Annotated in this window: 16 protein-coding genes; 12 read left to right on the top strand and 4 right to left on the bottom strand. The window is 36.2% G+C overall.

Going from position 1 to position 16675, the window contains the following annotated elements:
• Positions 1-42 precede the first annotated feature (42 nt).
• On the bottom strand, positions 43-207 hold the full coding sequence (locus FG382_RS22625) for a hypothetical protein (protein WP_170206485.1): 165 nt from the start codon (positions 205-207) through the stop codon (positions 43-45).
• A 222-nt stretch (positions 208-429) separates the two neighbouring features.
• On the opposite strand from FG382_RS22625, the gene FG382_RS10260 reads away from it, so the two are divergent.
• The gene (locus tag FG382_RS10260; protein ID WP_142538810.1) at positions 430-678 is read left to right on the top strand and encodes a DUF3006 family protein; all 249 of its coding nucleotides are present in this window, start codon (positions 430-432) and stop codon (positions 676-678) included.
• 199 nt (positions 679-877) lie between these two features.
• Here the strand turns inward: FG382_RS10260 and rpsD are convergent, their stop codons facing one another.
• Positions 878-1480 carry a 30S ribosomal protein S4 gene (rpsD, locus tag FG382_RS10255; protein WP_142538886.1) on the bottom strand — a complete coding sequence of 201 codons (603 nt, stop codon included), beginning with the start codon at positions 1478-1480 and terminating at the stop codon, positions 878-880.
• Positions 1481-1839: 359 nt separating this feature from the next.
• Between rpsD and FG382_RS10250 the strand changes: the two genes are divergently transcribed.
• Both FG382_RS10250 and megL read left to right on the top strand, forming a co-directional pair.
• Complete coding sequence (locus FG382_RS10250; protein WP_170206491.1) at positions 1840-3699, top strand: sensor domain-containing diguanylate cyclase; 1860 nt, start codon at positions 1840-1842, stop codon at positions 3697-3699.
• A gap of 72 nt (positions 3700-3771) precedes the next feature.
• A complete protein-coding gene (gene megL / locus FG382_RS10245; protein WP_142538808.1) occupies positions 3772-4959 on the top strand; it encodes a methionine gamma-lyase in 1188 nt (395 codons plus the stop codon).
• 41 nt (positions 4960-5000) lie between these two features.
• On the opposite strand, the gene FG382_RS10240 is transcribed toward megL, so the two are convergent.
• Together FG382_RS10240 and hisJ are read right to left on the bottom strand one after the other, a co-directional pair.
• On the bottom strand, positions 5001-5480 hold the full coding sequence (locus FG382_RS10240) for a GAF domain-containing protein (RefSeq protein WP_142538807.1): 480 nt from the start codon (positions 5478-5480) through the stop codon (positions 5001-5003).
• Positions 5481-5495: 15 nt separating this feature from the next.
• Entirely contained in the window at positions 5496-6293 is a 798-nt protein-coding gene (hisJ, locus tag FG382_RS10235; RefSeq protein ID WP_142538806.1) for a histidinol-phosphatase HisJ, read from the bottom strand.
• Between the two features lie 149 nt (positions 6294-6442).
• Here hisJ and ezrA point away from each other — a divergent pair, with 149 nt between their 5' ends.
• From ezrA to tpx, 9 genes are all read left to right on the top strand, one after another.
• On the top strand, positions 6443-8143 hold the full coding sequence (ezrA, locus tag FG382_RS10230) for a septation ring formation regulator EzrA (RefSeq protein ID WP_142538805.1): 1701 nt from the start codon (positions 6443-6445) through the stop codon (positions 8141-8143).
• A gap of 115 nt (positions 8144-8258) precedes the next feature.
• Positions 8259-9392, top strand: coding sequence for a cysteine desulfurase family protein (locus FG382_RS10225; protein WP_142538804.1), 1134 nt, complete (start codon positions 8259-8261; stop codon positions 9390-9392).
• Positions 9393-9397: 5 nt separating this feature from the next.
• Positions 9398-10600 (top strand): tRNA uracil 4-sulfurtransferase ThiI, encoded by a 1203-nt coding sequence (thiI, locus tag FG382_RS10220; protein WP_142538803.1) that lies wholly within the window; start codon positions 9398-9400, stop codon positions 10598-10600.
• An 82-nt stretch (positions 10601-10682) separates the two neighbouring features.
• Positions 10683-10892: an alpha/beta-type small acid-soluble spore protein gene (locus tag FG382_RS10215; protein WP_142538802.1), complete on the top strand. Its 210-nt coding sequence runs from the start codon at positions 10683-10685 to the stop codon at positions 10890-10892.
• A 532-nt stretch (positions 10893-11424) separates the two neighbouring features.
• A complete protein-coding gene (gene mbcS / locus FG382_RS10210; RefSeq protein WP_142538801.1) occupies positions 11425-12996 on the top strand; it encodes an acyl-CoA synthetase MbcS in 1572 nt (523 codons plus the stop codon).
• 196 nt (positions 12997-13192) lie between these two features.
• Complete coding sequence (gene rarD / locus FG382_RS10205; RefSeq protein WP_142538800.1) at positions 13193-14089, top strand: EamA family transporter RarD; 897 nt, start codon at positions 13193-13195, stop codon at positions 14087-14089.
• A 387-nt stretch (positions 14090-14476) separates the two neighbouring features.
• Positions 14477-15490, top strand: coding sequence for a signal peptide peptidase SppA (gene sppA / locus FG382_RS10195; RefSeq protein WP_142538799.1), 1014 nt, complete (start codon positions 14477-14479; stop codon positions 15488-15490).
• 12 nt (positions 15491-15502) lie between these two features.
• The gene (locus tag FG382_RS10190; RefSeq protein ID WP_142538798.1) at positions 15503-16084 is read left to right on the top strand and encodes an RDD family protein; all 582 of its coding nucleotides are present in this window, start codon (positions 15503-15505) and stop codon (positions 16082-16084) included.
• Between the two features lie 36 nt (positions 16085-16120).
• On the top strand, positions 16121-16627 hold the full coding sequence (gene tpx / locus FG382_RS10185; protein WP_142538797.1) for a thiol peroxidase: 507 nt from the start codon (positions 16121-16123) through the stop codon (positions 16625-16627).
• Positions 16628-16675 lie beyond the last annotated feature (48 nt).

Raw genomic sequence — 16675 nt, 5'->3', positions numbered from 1 at the left:
TAAATAAAGGGAAGTAGCTTTTTACCAAAAAGAGTACATTGGTTAAAATCCACCGCGTTCATCTACATGATGATTGTTCTGTCCATCTTTTACTTGAAGTTTTTTCTTTTCATGATCCGTTAATTTTTCAGGTTCCGTGAAATTTGGGCTAACATGTGTATTTTTCATTTTTTTATTAGTCGATGTATGGCTGTTGTTATTTTTCATATGCTAATCCTCCAATCTATAATCATTTCAGTTCTTAGTATTTACGTTGGTTAGGGAAATAATCATGAATTTATTAAGAAGTTTTAAATTTAATGTGAAATAGGATGATAAATAAGCGTTAAATAGTATAGAATAATAATTGGAGAGAAACTTTCAACTATTTTTAAATAGTAAGTAATTTCATTTTATAGGTTAATTATTTGGATCGAGGGGCTGGGTGCAATGGCTACGAAAAAGTACATATTAGATCGCTTCGACGATTTTTTTGTCATTCTATTTGAGAAAAATAACAAAGCGAACAAGTTAGTTATTTTAAAAGATAAGTTTACGATAGATGCAAAAATTGGAGATTTAATAGAAGTTCATATGAATGAGGATAAATCAGGTTATGATTTTAAAATACTAAAAGAAGAAGCAAATGAGACAAGACAGCGGTTATTAGATTTAATTCAAGGAATGAAAAAAGTTTAAACATATGTATCTTTAAAGACAGCGTTTTTCTATTCAATTAGATTGACGCTTTTTTTGTTTGTAGAAAAAATATAGAAAAAACCTTTTCTAGGGGGAGTGAGGGAAAGCCATTGACTCGCAACAAGGAACAATAGAATAGAAAAAAGCCCCAAACCCCAGATCTCTCTGGGATTTGAAGGCTTTCAATACTATTTTTCGATTAACGAGAGTAGAACTCAACGATTAGAGCTTCGTTAATTTCAGCAGATAATTCGCTACGCTCTGGGAGGCGAACGAAAGTACCAACTTTGTTGTCTGCGTCAAATGTTAAGTATTCTGGAACGAAGTTATTTACTTCGATTGATTCATTTACAACGTTTAGGTTTTGAGATTTTTCACGAAGAGAAATTTCTTGACCTGGTTTTACGCTGAATGATGGAATATCAACACGTTTACCATCAATCATAACGTGACCGTGGTTAACTAATTGACGAGCTCCACGACGAGTACGAGCAAGACCTAAACGGTAAACAACGTTATCAAGGCGAGTTTCAAGAAGGATCATGAAGTTTTCACCATGCTTACCTTGCATTTTACCAGCTTTGTCAAAAAGATTACGGAATTGACGTTCGTTAACACCATAAGTGTGACGAAGTTTTTGTTTTTCTTGTAATTGCATACCGTATTCTGTTAATTTTTTACGTTGGTTTGGACCGTGTTGTCCTGGTGCGTAAGGGCGTTTTTCTAATTCTTTACCAGTACCGCTTAGTGAAATACCAAGACGACGTGATAATTTCCATGATGGACCTGTATAACGAGACATATATGTCTCCTCCTTTATATTGGTTTTATTTTGTTGTAAAATAAGACCAGATGTATTCAGACTAGCAGACATTTTGTTTTCATGTATCATCGCCCTAGCAGCCAAGGGTTACAGGATACACCATCTATAAGAGGAACAAAATGAGCAATCTAGGCCATACAACTGCTGCATTTATTTTACACAAATTCGATTGTATCGTTTTATGAGGAAAAAGTCAATAAAATTCATTTTATATAGAATGAACAGATATGAAGTACAAGAAACAATTGACAAATCTAAAGGGATATAGTCAAATAGAATTACAATTAAAGTGTGATAAAAGTATCAAATTCGCTCTTAGAAAACTGAGAGGTGTACGCATGAAGAATAACGCAATAATGACGCATTTAAAAGGTCGTATTCTAGATGTTTATAATGAGAATTTACTTGTAAATGGAACTACTATTAAATGGTTCAGTGACTTAAAAGTAATATTGTCAGAATTTTTTGGAGTTGAAATAGCTCATTATTTAATTTTTGACGTAGATTCATTTAGACCACTGAGAGAAAATTATGCTTATGCTATAAATATGCCTACGATTAAATGGGAGGATATAGAAGCATTCTTTGTTGAGAAAAATTTTACCGAAACTCTTTTTTGGAATTCTGAAAATGATATGAATAAACTAGTGAAAATTTTACTAAAGGATCAGGACGATAAACCAATTGGATTGCTCGTCATGGATTCAACGTTGAAATGGAAGGAATTCTCCGAAACAGAAAATATAGAAGACTTTGTGTGCACGATTAGTAAGCTTGTGAAAATAGTAAGACAATCGATTAGATTAGTTCAGCAAGAAAACCAATATCGTCATTTATTTAGTGTAACAAAAACGTTTAACTCCACGCTAGATTCTGGAGAAATATTAAATGGAACATTGTTTGCTATAAATAACGCATTTCCACAAATAGATCCTACTTTAATATTATCGAATGACCAAGATAGAAAAACTTCCATTCCTTATAAGTTATTTGATTATACTTCTGAAAGACCAGCCACTGTAGATGCATATGTTTCGGGAGAAATTACTACAGAAATAGAAGAAGATTTAAAAGTCCGATTGATAAATGTGCCGATAAAAGGTAAACAAGGGATTTATGGAATATTACAACTTTCAGTTCCAACAGATTATATTTTCTCTACTAGACAAAAAGAATTTGCAACTTCGCTAGCGGAAACAACGGGAAATGCCCTTGAAAACGCAAAATTATATATTCAGTCGCATAAATTAGTTTCAGATTTGCAATTGATAAACGAAACTTCCCATACATTGAATACGAATATTTCTTTAGATGAAATGTTAGTTTTCTTAAGAAACCAACTTATCAAATCTTTCATGCCGGAGCAAATATGCTTTGTTATGGAAAAAGATGAATATAAAATCATTGGTGCGAGTAATGATTACTTCCATACAGATGAAGGTCAGTTGTATATTCAGCATGTAGCGAATCATTTTAACAAAGTAAAGGAACCCCTGTTTATAGCTGACTTCAACCGACTAACAAAGTTAAAGTATGGATATCGTTCCCTAATTGCAGTTCCGTTAAAAGAACAAAATACGATTACGGGTTTTAGTATAGTTCTGCATAAAGAACCTTATTACTTTTCGTTCGATGCTTTTAAATTAATGCAATCACTCATCCAGCATTCTTCACTTGCTATAAGCAACTCTGCGCTCCGAAATAAGTTGCAGGAGATGGTCAATCGCGATCATTTGACGAATCTTTTTGCGCGCAATTATTTAGATAAATATGTAGAAAGCTCCATGAAAGTAGATGATCGTGGAGTATTTGTGTTAATTGATATTGATGATTTTAAACAAGTAAATGATCAGTATGGACATCAAATTGGGGATGAAATATTAAAACAAATTGCATCTATTATAGAGAAAAAAGTTGGAGATAAAGGAATTGGTGCTAGATGGGGTGGAGAAGAGCTAGCGTTATACTACGCTCAAATGCCGCTCGAAGAAGGTATTAAAAATTGTTCTCAATTATTGGTGACAATACCATTGGAAACAAATCCAAGTGTGACAGTTTCGATCGGTATTTCTAGTTGGAAGCAAGGCGATCAAATAGATTATCGCGATCTTTTTCATCAAACAGATATCGCTTTATATAAAGCAAAAAACAAAGGGAAAAATCAGTTAAGTGTTATGGAGGTATCTCAACTTTCGTAGGGAGATGCCTTTTCTTTTTGGCCGATTATGTATAAACTGTATGTAAGCGTTTACAAGGAGGGGTGTAAATAGATGCAAAATAAAAAAGTACAAAAGGAGACGGCATACATTCATAAAGGCTATCAATCAGTCGAACATCAGGACAGTTTAGCAGTACCTTTATATCAAACTTCTACATTTGCATTTGAAACAGCTGAGCAAGGAGCTAGAAGGTTTGCCGGAGAAGAGACTGGCGGAGTTTACTCTCGTTTAGGGAATCCGACTGTTCGTGTATTAGAGGAACGGATGGCTGCAATGGAATATGGAGAAGGTGCATTAGCATTTGGGTCTGGAATGGCAGCGGTTAGTGCGATTTTAGTACATTTAACAAAGTCAGGTGATCATATTCTTTGTACCCGAGGGATATACGGCTGTACATTTGGACTTCTGAACATATTACAGGAAAAATATAATGTTTCACATGATTTAGCCATATTAAATACGGAAGAAGCTATTGAGGCCGCGATAAAACCAAATACTGTTTGTATTTATATAGAAACACCTATAAATCCAACTATGGAAATAGTGGACATTGAGTTAATCGCGAAAATTGCCAAAAAACATCGTATACGTGTAGTCGTTGATAATACTTTTTCTTCTCCTTATTTACAAAATCCATTAAAACTTGGAGTCGATTTTGTCTTGCATAGTGCGACCAAATATATTAATGGGCATGGAGATGTTATTGCAGGGATTGTAGTTGGGAATGATAAGGAGGAAATAGAGAGAATTCGGTTATCCGTTCAAAAAGATTTCGGAGGCATTATTTCACCGTTTGACGCATGGTTATTAATTAGAGGGATCAAAACGATGCATGTGCGGATGGATCGACATACAAAGAATGCAGAGGAACTTGTTGCTTATTTAAAAACGGTTGCTTCTGTAGAAAATATTTATTATCCATTTGATACAAGTAATCCACAGTATGAAATCGCCAGGAAGCAAATGAGCGGTGGTGGTGGGCTCATCTCATTTACTGTTGTGGGCGGTATGAAAGAGGCACAAAAGCTTATGAACGAATTAAAGCTAATAAAAATCGCTGTTAGCTTAGGTGATGCTGAGACTCTAATTCAGCATCCAGCAACGATGACTCATTCAGTTGTACCAGAGAAAGAGAGACTAGAAATGGGGATTACAGACGGTTTACTTCGACTTTCTGTGGGACTTGAAAACTCTATTGATCTAATAGAAGATTTAAAGCAAGCATTTACTAAACTTTAAAAAAGAGGGAGCATAGACTCCCTCTGTTGTTCTTGCTTTTTTTAAATATGTTTAACTAATACTTGAACAAATTGTTCTAAACCAATTGCATCTTGCTCAGAAAAGCGTTCTTTGATAGGACTATCGATATCAAGGACTCCAACCAATACGCCGTCTTTCACTATAGGTACAACAATTTCCGATTGTGAAGCTGCATCGCAAGCTATATGACCTGGAAAAGCATGTACATCAGGAACGATAATAGTTTCTAATTTTTGCGCGGCAGTACCACATACCCCTCGACCAACAGAGATTCTTACACAGGCAGGCAAGCCTTGGAATGGTCCCAATACTAATTCGCCATCCTCCATCAAATAAAAACCAACCCAGTTAATTTGGTCAAAAAACTGATTTAGTAAAGCAGAAGCATTACTAAAATTTGCTATTGCATTTGTTTCTCCGGATAACAATGCATCTAATTGTTTCGATAACATAGTATAATTTGCTGTTAAATCTTCTGAATAAGTTGTTTTTGTAAACATTTTTTTGTCTCCATTCTACAAATATAGTTTTACTTCATTATAAAATTGATGCAAATCCTCTACATTATGGGCATCTGATCCAAAAACAACAGGAACTTCAAGCTGTTTTGCTAACTGAATATAAGGAGTAGCAGGATAGCTCTCCAGACAATAAGGCTTTGCAAGACCAGCACTATTGGCATCTAATTGAAGCTGTTGATTTTTCATTTCAGATAAAATAGAAATGATTTCTTGATGATCATCTACTTTTTCTGGAAGTGCATGCTGAAATTTATGTACGAGCGTAATATGACCTATTCGTTTCGGTTTATAAATTCCTAGAGGACTCGTTATTGAATCCATTAATGTTTTATAATACAATTTATACACAGCGTCCTGACTTCCCACATGTTTAACAAACTCTAAAAAAGTGGATTTAGAATAATCTATACATGTGTAAGTGTTTTGGAAGGGCAAAAAATGTACCGATAAAATGGAATCATCCAAATACATTCCGTATGTATTTAAAAAAGAAATGGTGTTTTGTTCAAAACCAGAGATAAAATCTATTTCCAATCCTGTAGATATAACAATATCTTTTTCATATTGTTTTTTCAACCGATTTAAATCTGTGAAGTACGATTCGAGTTGGTTGAAATCCATTCCGCTGTCTTTGTCGGGTGTTGGATCGGTAAAATTAATGGGTAATGGTGCATGCTCGGTAAATGTAATTTCATGAAACCCATTTTGAATTGCTTTTTCAATATATAGATGGAAGGGGTCAAGCGTTCCATGTGGGCAATAGGGCGTATGAATATGACCATCCTTTTTCAAGAAAATCTGCCTCCTCGTCGTTGAAATATCATTATTTTAAATAATTCATTGCTTTTCTATTGTTTTATGAAACAATAACATAAAAAGCATGGTAATATATAGAGTAACATTTGAATTAGAATTTTTTGATTTGGAACAGGGGGCTTACGATGAAGTATATCATCCCAGCAGTCATTATACTTTTAGTAATTGCAGTTTTTGCGTTTATCATAAGAAGAAAACACAATACAGAGATTGAACGTTTAGAGCATGAAAAACATCAAATTCAAAACAAGCCAATTTTAGAGGAAATGACAAAAGTAAAACAATTGAACATGAATGGTCAAACAGAAGAAATGTTTGAAAGATGGAGAAATACATGGACGGAAGTAATGGATGTTCAAATGCCGAAAATCGATGTTCTCTTGTTTGATGCTGAAGAAAATATAGACAAGTTTATATTTCCAAAAGCTTCTAAAATTGAAAAAGAAATTCAAGTATTAATTTCTTCTTGTGACGAAAAAATGTCTGGGATTCTAAAAGAACTGGAAGAGCTAATCGGAAGTGAAGAAAAAAACAGGATAGAAATGGAGCAGCTGAAAGAGCAACATCGTGCTGCTAGAAAGACATTGCTTGCACACCAATATTCGTTCGGGGATGCACTTCCAGCATTAGAAACAGAATTAGAGTCATTTATACCGGATTTTGAGGAATTTGATAAATTGACCGAAACTGGAAACTATTTAAGTGCACGCGAAATTGTGATTACTTTGCAAGAAAAGGGGAAAGAATTTTTCCCTAAACTACATGAAATTCCAACTATACTGACGGAAATACAAAATAAAATACCCGGTACGATTCATGAATTACGAAATGGCCAGAAAGAAATGGAAGAAAGCTCTTATTACTTGCAGCATCTTGAAATGACGAAGAAATTAGAAGAAATTGAAGCGGAGTTAGTTGACTTAAAGGCAGCAGTTGTGGACCTTCAAGTTGATAAAACAATTATAAGAGTCGAAGAAATCAAAGATGAGATGGAAACATTCTATGATTTATTAGAAAAAGAAGTACTTGCTAAAAAATATGTAGATCAACATAAAGATCATACAGCTAGCCGTCTAAGGGAAGTAACTACAGTTACTCGTGCAGTGAGCGCAGAAGCTGCTTATGTTCAACAAAGCTACCGCTTGCCAGAAAAAGAAGCAGAAATTCCGCAAAGCTGTTTGAAGGAATTGGAAGATTTAGCGAAAAAGTTCGACTTACTTTCATCCCGAGTAGAAGAAGAACAATCTGCTTATTCTAGCTTACAGGAAGAACTAAACGAAATAGCAGAAGAGCTGGATCGATTGTATGAAGAACAAGATCGTTTTGCGGATCGTTTAAAAAATCTCCGAATTGATGAAAACAAAGCACGTGAAAAACTTGATGAACTAAAACATATTTTGCACGACACAGATCGTATGTTACAAAAAGCGAATATTCCTGGGATTCCTGAAGATATGGATGTTCGATTAGAAGAAGCAGAGGAACATATTTATGTTGCAATGCAAAGTCTTCAAGAAGTGCCACTAAATATGACGTTAGTAGATAATTATTTAGAAAAAGCAGAGGCTTGCATGGAAGAAGTGCATAAACGGGCAAAAGAAATGTTAGAAAATGTATTGCTAACAGAAAAAATAATACAATACGGCAATCGTTATCGTACAAGCCATCCCCATATACATGCGCGCTTATTAGAAGCAGAGGAAGCCTTTAGACAACTTAGATATGCAAAAGCGCTAGAAGATGCAGCTACAGCTGTTGAAGAAGTAGAACCAGGCGCATTAAAGAAAATCGAAGTAATAGTTAAAGAAGAGGCCTGGCGTACATAACTAGAAAGTCTAACGCATTCAATCCTAGAAACAACTAATGGCTTTGTATACAAACGTGAACCACCTCACTAGAAAAGTGATGGTGGTTTTTTTCCGAAAAGGAGTTGGAGTTATAATGATTTATTTTGATAACAGTGCTACAACAAAAGTGCATCCCGAAGTGATGAAAACATTTGTGGCAGTGAACGAGAAGTTTTGGGCAAATCCAGCCTCTATCCATGAATTTGGTCATCAAACAAACGAATTATTACAAACAGCTAGAAAACAAGTAGCGGAAATTTTACATACTTCTGCCGACAAGATTTATTTTACCTCTGGTGGAACGGAATCCAATAATTTAGCGATTTTTGGTTTAGCAAATAAATATAAAAACCGAGGAAGACATGTACTTGTTTCAGCAATTGAACATCCTTCTGTGCTTGAAGCAGCAAAACAACTAATGAAAAATGGCTTTGAAGTTGAGTGGATTCCGGTAAATTCGGAAGGTGTAATAATAATAGATGCTCTAAAAAAACTTTTACGTGACGATACAGTTTTAGTAAGTGTCATGCATGTGAACAATGAAACAGGAGTGATTCAACCAATTCAGGAACTGATCGCTTATATAAGAGGTAATAGTCGAGCGCTAATCCACATGGATGCGGTGCAAAGCTTTGGAAAGTTGCCTGTAGATTTTGCGGAAATGGATGTGGATGCTATCACCATTTCTTCCCACAAAATTCATGGTTTAAAAGGTTCGGGGCTTCTAGCATTAAAAACATTTATTGAAGTGGAGCCGATGCTTTTAGGAGGCGGTCAAGAATATGGTATTCGTAGTGGAACAACACCTGTCCCTTTAGCGGTTTGCACTGCGAAAGCTATTAGGCTTGCACAGGATCACCTGCAAGCAAATGCAAGTAAGTTAAAAAAAATGACGGATGAACTTATTCATTTTTTAGTGTCGTTTCCTGCGATTAAAATAATCTCGCCTTCCAATAGAGCACCGCATATTGTTTCTTTTTCTGTCCGAAAAATAAAAGGAGAAGTTTTGATTAATGCTTTGCAGCAAAAAAATGTTATAGTTTCAACAAGTAGTGCTTGCTCATCCAGACATACAAAAACAAGCCATGTACTAAAAGCAATGCATTTACAGGATGAGTATATAAAAGGAGTTATTCGTTTAAGCTTTAGCCCGCTCAATACCAAAGAGGAAATCGATCAGTTTAAAAAAGTATTTACAAATGTAATGAATGTTATTAAAGGAGATTAGTTTTTATGAAATGGGAAAAAATATTAGTAAGATATGGTGAGTTATCAACAAAAGGAAGAAATAGAAAACAGTTTATATCACATCTTCGAAACAACATAAAGTTTTCTTTTGTAGACTTACCAAATATTAAAGTACATGCAGAAAGAGATAGGATGTTCTTAACTTCAACAGATGACAATGAAATCGAAGCACTAATAAAACGACTACCCAAAATATTCGGTATTCAGTCATTTAGCCCTGTTGCTTCTTGTTCGCAGGATGTAGAAGATATTCAAGCAACTGCTCTTCAAATAATGGAAAGCTTAGATAATGAAAATAAAACATTCCGTGTAACAGTGAAACGTTCTGATAAAAGGTTCCCACTTGATACGTATGAATTGCAAAAGACAGTAGCAAGTCATGTATTAAGACAATTCCCATCTTTGCAAGTACAATTAAAAAAACCAGAAATCGATTTACGAATCGAAGTGCTAGCGGATGCTGTATATATGATGGCGCAAGTAATTCCTGGTGCTGGCGGTATGCCACTTGGTTCAAATGGCCGCTCGCTTTTAATGCTATCCGGTGGAATTGACAGCCCAGTAGCGGGATATATGCTTTTAAAACGTGGGGTTAGATTAGATGCCATTCATTTTCATAGTCCTCCGTTTACAAGCGAGCGTTCAAAAGAAAAAGTAATGGATCTAGCAAACCAATTAAGTCATTTTGGAGCAACCGTACGACTTCATGTCATTCCTTTTACGGAAATTCAACAAAGTATTGCGGCTCAAATTCCAGAAAATGTATCTATGACAACGACAAGAAGAATGATGTTAAAAATTGCAGATATTGTACGAGAAGAAATCGGCGCATTAGGAATTGTAACTGGTGAAAGCCTTGGTCAAGTTGCGAGCCAAACGCTCGAAAGCTTGACTGCTATTAATGCAGTCACATCCACACCGATTTTTAGACCGCTCATTTCGATGGACAAGTTAGATATTATAGATATTGCCCGGGAAATAGGGACTTATGAGACTTCTATCTTGCCATATGAAGACTGTTGTACGATATTCACTCCTTCTTGCCCTAAAACAAAGCCTAAGTTGGAGAAAGTAGAATACTACGAGAGCTTTAAGAATTACGATGAATTAATAAAAGAGGCAGTAGAAAATAGAGAAGTTCTCTCGTTTCCAACCAAAAAGAAAAATGATTTTGAAAACCTGCTTTAAAAATTAACAAAATATACCTCTCATACTCCGTGCATGAAATTCGAAAAAACGACCATTCTAATTTCACAAGGAGGTGAGAGACATGGCAAACAACAACAGTGGTAACTCAAATCAACTTTTAGTTCCTGGTGTAAAACAAGCGATTGATCAAATGAAATATGAAATTGCTCAAGAGTTTGGAGTACAATTAGGAGCTGATGCATCATCGCGTGCCAACGGATCCGTAGGCGGAGAAATTACAAAGCGATTAGTGCGTCAAGCTCAATCACAAATGAACGGTTTTAATAAATAATAAAACAGATAAACCGGTAGCTTCGGCTGCCGGTTTTTTGTTGTGTGAAATGAACAGTTTAGGTAAACTGCGCGGTAAGGTGTCCACCGTGATTTTCACTCCAGCCGGGCGCTTTCCGTGGGGTGAGCGATGAGCCATCCCCGCCGCTTAGGCGTACGTTGGGATGTCTCATTAGCCACTCATCCCACAGGAGTCGCCGTCTGGAGCGAAAATCAATAGATATTTCTTACTTATTCAGTATCGACTTGTTAAAAACAAAATCATAAACAGTTTTTGTACTGTATAAATCCAATAAATGGCTAAGGGCGACCAAACAGCTGTCGAAAGCGACCAATTCTAGTCTGAGAGCAACCAGTAGCAGTCTAAAAGCAACCAATTCTTAAAATAACAAGTTTACTTGGAGTGAGACGCCGATAACTAAGTCGTAGTATACTCAAACCGTCACAATTACATATTCAGAAAATTATTTTTATATTTAACAATCTAACTAATTCCTTTATAATCAATAGTATGATGTAAAGGAGGAATAGTATTGAATAAACAAGACCTAATCGCACCAACACAATATAACTTAGTAAGTGAGTTTGAAAAATATAGTATAAATGAAGAAAAATTAGCGCTTATTTGGGAGTCCGAAAACGGAGAAACGAAAAAGAGTACATATAAACAATTAATCCAGCAAGCGAATAAAATTGCAAACGCATTTACTCGAAGCGGCCTTAAAAAAGGGGATATCGTACTTGTAATGGTACCTCGATTAATAGAAGCGTATGAAGTGTACGTAGCAGCTTTAAAAGCTGGGTTAGTTGTTATTCCAAGTTCAGAAATGCTGCGAGCAAAGGATATAGAATATAGGCTAGTTCATAGTGGTGCAAAAGCGATTATTGCATATGAACCATTTTTAAGCCAGTTTAATGAAGTATCGAACTTAGACGATAAATTATTATTTGTAATTGGAAAGGGCCAAGATAATTGGAAGTCTTTAACAGAGGAAATAGTTAGCGAAGATGATGTGTTCCCAACAATCGAAACATCTAAAGATGATATGGCATTCATATCATACACAAGTGGGACAACTGGAAATCCAAAAGGGGTCGTTCATACGCATGCATGGGCATATGCTCATCTACGAACATCTGGACCAAATTGGCTAAGTATACAAGAAGGAGATATCGTTTGGGCAACAGCAAGTCCTGGATGGCAGAAGTGGATTTGGAGCCCGTTTCTTGCGGTTCTAGGAAGTGGTGCAATTGGTTACGTCTACAATGGTAAATTTGAGCCGAAAACATATTTAAAAAATATTCAAGAGAAAAAAGTAAATGTGCTTTGTTGTACACCAACGGAATATAGAATTATGGCGAAAGTAGACGGCTTAACCGACTATGATCTTTCTTCGCTTCATAGTGCAGTTTCTGCAGGAGAACCATTAAATAGAGAAGTAATTGAAACTTTTGAGCGCAATTTTAATTTAGAAGTGCGAGATGGGTACGGCCAAACCGAAAACACATTACTCGTTGGAACAATGAAAGGAATGAAAGCTAGACCTGGTTCTATGGGGAAACCAACTCCAGGAAATACAGTAGAGATTGTTAATGATCTTGGGGAAATTTGTGCACCTGGTGAAGTGGGCGATATTGCAGTGCATATTGAAACTCCAGCTCTTTTTAAAGAATATTTAAAAGATCCCGAACGTACTGCGATGCAATTCAGAGGAAATTATTATATAACTGGTGATCAAGCGAAAAAAGATGAGGATGGCTATTTTTGGTTTGAGGGCAGAAGTGACGACATTATTATCAGTTCCGGCTACACAATTGGGCCTTTTGAGGTAGAGGATGCTTTAACAAAACATCCTGCTGTGCAAGAATGTGCTGTCGTTGGTAGTCCACATGAAGTTCGTGGGACGATTGTAAAAGCTTTTGTTGTTTTACTAGATCCTTCGAAGGAAGGTTCGCCTGAATTAGTGAAGGAGCTTCAAGATCATGTGAAAACAATTACTGCTCCATATAAGTATCCAAGAGAAATTGAGTTTGTGAAAGAATTGCCAAAAACAACTTCTGGGAAAATTAGAAGAGTCGAGTTAAGGCAACGAGAACAATTATAGATAAATGGTGGAAAAGAAGCACGAAGGACAAATGTTCTTCGTGCTTTTCCACGTCTAGACTCTGTGCAAGCTAGTACCTAGCCTGTCGCAAATTTAGACTGTATATCTCCGACAGAGTTTTGGTGTTTACTTTAACTGATTAAAGCAATATAATGAATCTATTGTTTTTTTGTGGAAAAAATAAGGAGATGGGGAAGTGCAAAAAGAAGAAAAACAAGGAATCATAATAGTCGCAACCGCTTATGTTTTATGGGGATTCATGCCGATTTTTTGGAAAATGCTTAGCCATGTGTCCAGTGATGAAATTTTAGCAGGACGTGTTATTTGGTCATTCGTATTCACATTGCTACTAGTTGTAATTGGTCGCAATTATAAACAACTTGTAAACGATATACAAGAATTATGGAAGGATAGAAAAGCTTTCTGGAGTTTAGTGCTAGCTTCTTATTTAGTAACAGGAAATTGGTTTATATTTATCTATGCAGTTAATGCGGGATACATAGTTCAAACAAGCTTAGGTTATTACATAAATCCTCTGCTTTCTGTGGTACTTGGGATTGTCTTTCTAAAAGAAAAGTTATCAAGAGCTCAAGTATTAGCAGTAGTAATAGCAGCTATTGGTGTACTCATATTATCCATTTCTTATGGACAAGTACCATGGATCTCTTTTTCATTGGCGATAACATTTGCCTTTTATGGATTGATTAAAAAGACATTAAAAGTGGATGCCCTAAGAGGATTAACGATTGAAACTTTCTTTGTCCTACCAGTAGCACTCATTTATTTTGCATACATAGTCGTGACCGGGAAAGCGGTATTTTTTTCAACGGATATTCTGACAGTGATATTGCTTTTGTTGACAGGCGTTGCCACTGCTGTTCCACTTGTCTTGTTTGCTAAAGGAACAAAGAATATTCCATTGTACATGTCTGGATTTATACAATACATAGCACCAACGCTTATGCTTTTAATCGGTGTCATCATCTATAAAGAGCAGTTTAGTAAAATCGAATTTCTATCCTTTTCGTTTATTTGGTGCGCGCTTATATTGTTCACTGTATCGAAAATTATGGAAGTACGGAAACGTAAATAGTATTTATTCCGCATTAACTGGCAGTAAGACTCCCACTTCAAGATTTGAGAAAAGCGAAAAGATAAGTGGGAGATCAACTGCTGGCATGCGCCCGATATAATGATCCCAGACTAAGTACGCAATATCGTGTTGCTCCTGCGCGAAGCTCGTCGCAAAATAAAAGAGCGTTTGCAACGTCTGTGTGACCCACATCGTGTGGGTCACAACTAACAATCAGTGGGGGAAAGCGGATTAAAAGCGCGACGTCCATGTCGCAACGTCCGCACCAGCACGTCCTGTGCGTCGGAAAACCCCCACTGATTGAATTTCAATTTATTTTAACGATTTATGAAACATTTGAATTTTTTTAACGTAAGTAAAGAGAGAACAAAAGGAGGAGAATATAAAATGAATATGAAACGTTGGCTTGCTATTTTGGGTGCAGCCGTATTATTAGTCATTTCCCTATTCGTCAATACGATGTCTAGTATATTTTCAAAGGACTGGACTGCTATGTTAGATGAATTTGCTGCTGTTTCGAGTTCCGAGTTTTTCGAGACGGTATTAGAAGAAGGTAGTATGAACGAACGTATCGCACTATTAACGGTTGATGGGGTTATACAAGATACTGGGAGTGCTACTTCCCTTTTTGCAACAGAAGGATATAATCATTCTGTGTTTTTACAGCAATTAGAACAAGTAAAAACGGACGATACGGTAAAAGCAATTGTGCTCCAAGTTAATTCTCCAGGTGGAGGAGTAGTTGAATCAGCAGAAATCTACCGCGAGATTAGGGAAATACAAGAGGAAACAGAAAAACCAATTTATGTGTCTATGGGTAGCATGGCAGCATCGGGTGGATATTATATTTCAGCACCAGCTGATAAAATTTTTGTAAACAAAGAAACGATGACAGGTTCTATCGGGGTCATTATGCAAAGTATTAACTACGGAAAATTAGCCGAAGAATACGGTGTTGAGTTTGTAACGATTAAATCAGGTCCATATAAGGATATTATGAGTCCTACGAGAGAAATGACGGAACCAGAAAGAAATATGCTGCAAGAGATGCTAAATGATTCCTACGAAGATTTTGTAGACATTATCGAACAAGGTCGAAATATGACAGAAGCCGAAGTGAAAAAAGTAGCAGATGGTCGTATCGTAAATGGTCGCCAAGCTATTGAAGCAGGGCTTGCTGACGAAATTGGATTTTTAGATGATGCTGTTGCTGCGATTAAAACAGATTACGATTTAGAAAACGCGGAAGTGTTTGAATATGGATACTCGCAGAGCTTTGGTTCATTATTTGCGATGAAAGCACAATCGTTATTAGGGGTGGACATAGAGACGAAGCTAATTGGTAAGTTAATCGCAGATAATAGTGCACCTAAAATGATGTACTTATACGGAAATAATTAAGGAGGGGTCTAAATGAGTGAGATTATACAGCCAGATGAACAAAATGTGCAAGAAAAGGCACCAGTGTTCGAGCAAGCGGTCGTAAATCGAACGGAACAATATGAACATAAAGCTGCCGGTTTTTGGATTCGATTTTGGGCTTATACGGTAGATATCCTCATATTATCTTCTGTTGGTATGTTGATCATCAAGCCCGTGTTCCGACTTTTCTCCTTGGAACTTAATGATCCAGTTTGGTATGCGCCTTTTAGCCTTATTACAGCATTTCTTTTTTATGCGTATTTTGTGCTGATGACTAAATTTTGTTGTCAAACAGTTGGGAAAATGATATTTGGTATCCGAGTTATTTCAAAAAATGGAGCTAAACTTGCATGGAGTACGGTAATCTTTAGAGAATGGATAGGAAGGCTTATCTCTACGATTCCTTTGAATCTACCATATATAGCGGTCGCGTTTACTCCAAAAAAACAAGCAATTCATGATTTTATCGCAGATACGCTAGTCGTACATGAAGCAGTTTATGATAAAAAAGAAAAACTGGTACAGGAACATACTTCTGTTGCAAAAGAGTTGCAAGAACAGAATGTATTCTAGTAAGATGAAGATAATGAAAAAGGAGGCTACATAATTATGGCTCAAGTAACATTTAAAAACAATCCAGTAACTTTAGTTGGTCAAGAAGTAGTAGTTGGAGAGAAAGCACCAAACTATACGGTGTTAGCAAATGATTTATCACCAGTAACGCTACAAGATTCTGCAGGTAAAGTACGTTTAATCAGTGTAGTCCCATCGTTAGATACAGGTGTTTGTTCAACGCAAACGAACAAATTCAATCAAGCTGCTGCTAGTTTAGGTGATGATGTGGTGATTTTAACAATCTCTGCGGACTTACCATTTGCACAAGCACGTTGGTGCGGAGCAAACGCTGCGGACGCTATTCAAACACTTTCCGATCACCGTGATTTTTCATTCGCTGAAGCGTTTGGAGTTGGTATGAAGGAATTACGTTTGCTAGCTCGTTCTGTATTCGTAGTGGACAAAAATGATGTTGTTACTTATGCGGAATATGTTAGCGAAGGAACAAATCATCCAGACTATGATAAAGCATTAGAAGCAGTAAAAGAAGCAACAAAATAATAAAAAACAAACCCACTTATTCCATCAATTTTGTCTTGGACAAAGAAT

Origin of the sequence: Psychrobacillus lasiicapitis, from assembly GCF_006861795.1 — a bacterium.
In the GTDB taxonomy this organism is placed as follows: Bacteria; Bacillota; Bacilli; order Bacillales_A; family Planococcaceae; genus Psychrobacillus; species Psychrobacillus lasiicapitis.
This window is presented reverse-complemented; position numbering and strand designations above follow the sequence as displayed.

Bases quoted from the DNA above. Each gene is read 5' to 3' on its own strand.
- FG382_RS22625 (WP_170206485.1), bottom strand. From the start codon at position 207: ATGAAAAATAACAACAGCCATACATCGACTAATAAAAAAATGAAAAAT.
- FG382_RS10260 (WP_142538810.1), top strand. From the start codon at position 430: ATGGCTACGAAAAAGTACATATTAGATCGCTTCGACGATTTTTTTGTC.
- rpsD (WP_142538886.1), bottom strand. From the start codon at position 1,480: ATGTCTCGTTATACAGGTCCATCATGGAAATTATCACGTCGTCTTGGT.
- FG382_RS10250 (WP_170206491.1), top strand. From the start codon at position 1,840: ATGAAGAATAACGCAATAATGACGCATTTAAAAGGTCGTATTCTAGAT.
- megL (WP_142538808.1), top strand. From the start codon at position 3,772: ATGCAAAATAAAAAAGTACAAAAGGAGACGGCATACATTCATAAAGGC.
- FG382_RS10240 (WP_142538807.1), bottom strand. From the start codon at position 5,480: ATGTTTACAAAAACAACTTATTCAGAAGATTTAACAGCAAATTATACT.
- ezrA (WP_142538805.1), top strand. From the start codon at position 6,443: ATGAAGTATATCATCCCAGCAGTCATTATACTTTTAGTAATTGCAGTT.
- FG382_RS10225 (WP_142538804.1), top strand. From the start codon at position 8,259: ATGATTTATTTTGATAACAGTGCTACAACAAAAGTGCATCCCGAAGTG.
- thiI (WP_142538803.1), top strand. From the start codon at position 9,398: ATGAAATGGGAAAAAATATTAGTAAGATATGGTGAGTTATCAACAAAA.
- FG382_RS10215 (WP_142538802.1), top strand. From the start codon at position 10,683: ATGGCAAACAACAACAGTGGTAACTCAAATCAACTTTTAGTTCCTGGT.
- sppA (WP_142538799.1), top strand. From the start codon at position 14,477: ATGAATATGAAACGTTGGCTTGCTATTTTGGGTGCAGCCGTATTATTA.
- FG382_RS10190 (WP_142538798.1), top strand. From the start codon at position 15,503: ATGAGTGAGATTATACAGCCAGATGAACAAAATGTGCAAGAAAAGGCA.
- tpx (WP_142538797.1), top strand. From the start codon at position 16,121: ATGGCTCAAGTAACATTTAAAAACAATCCAGTAACTTTAGTTGGTCAA.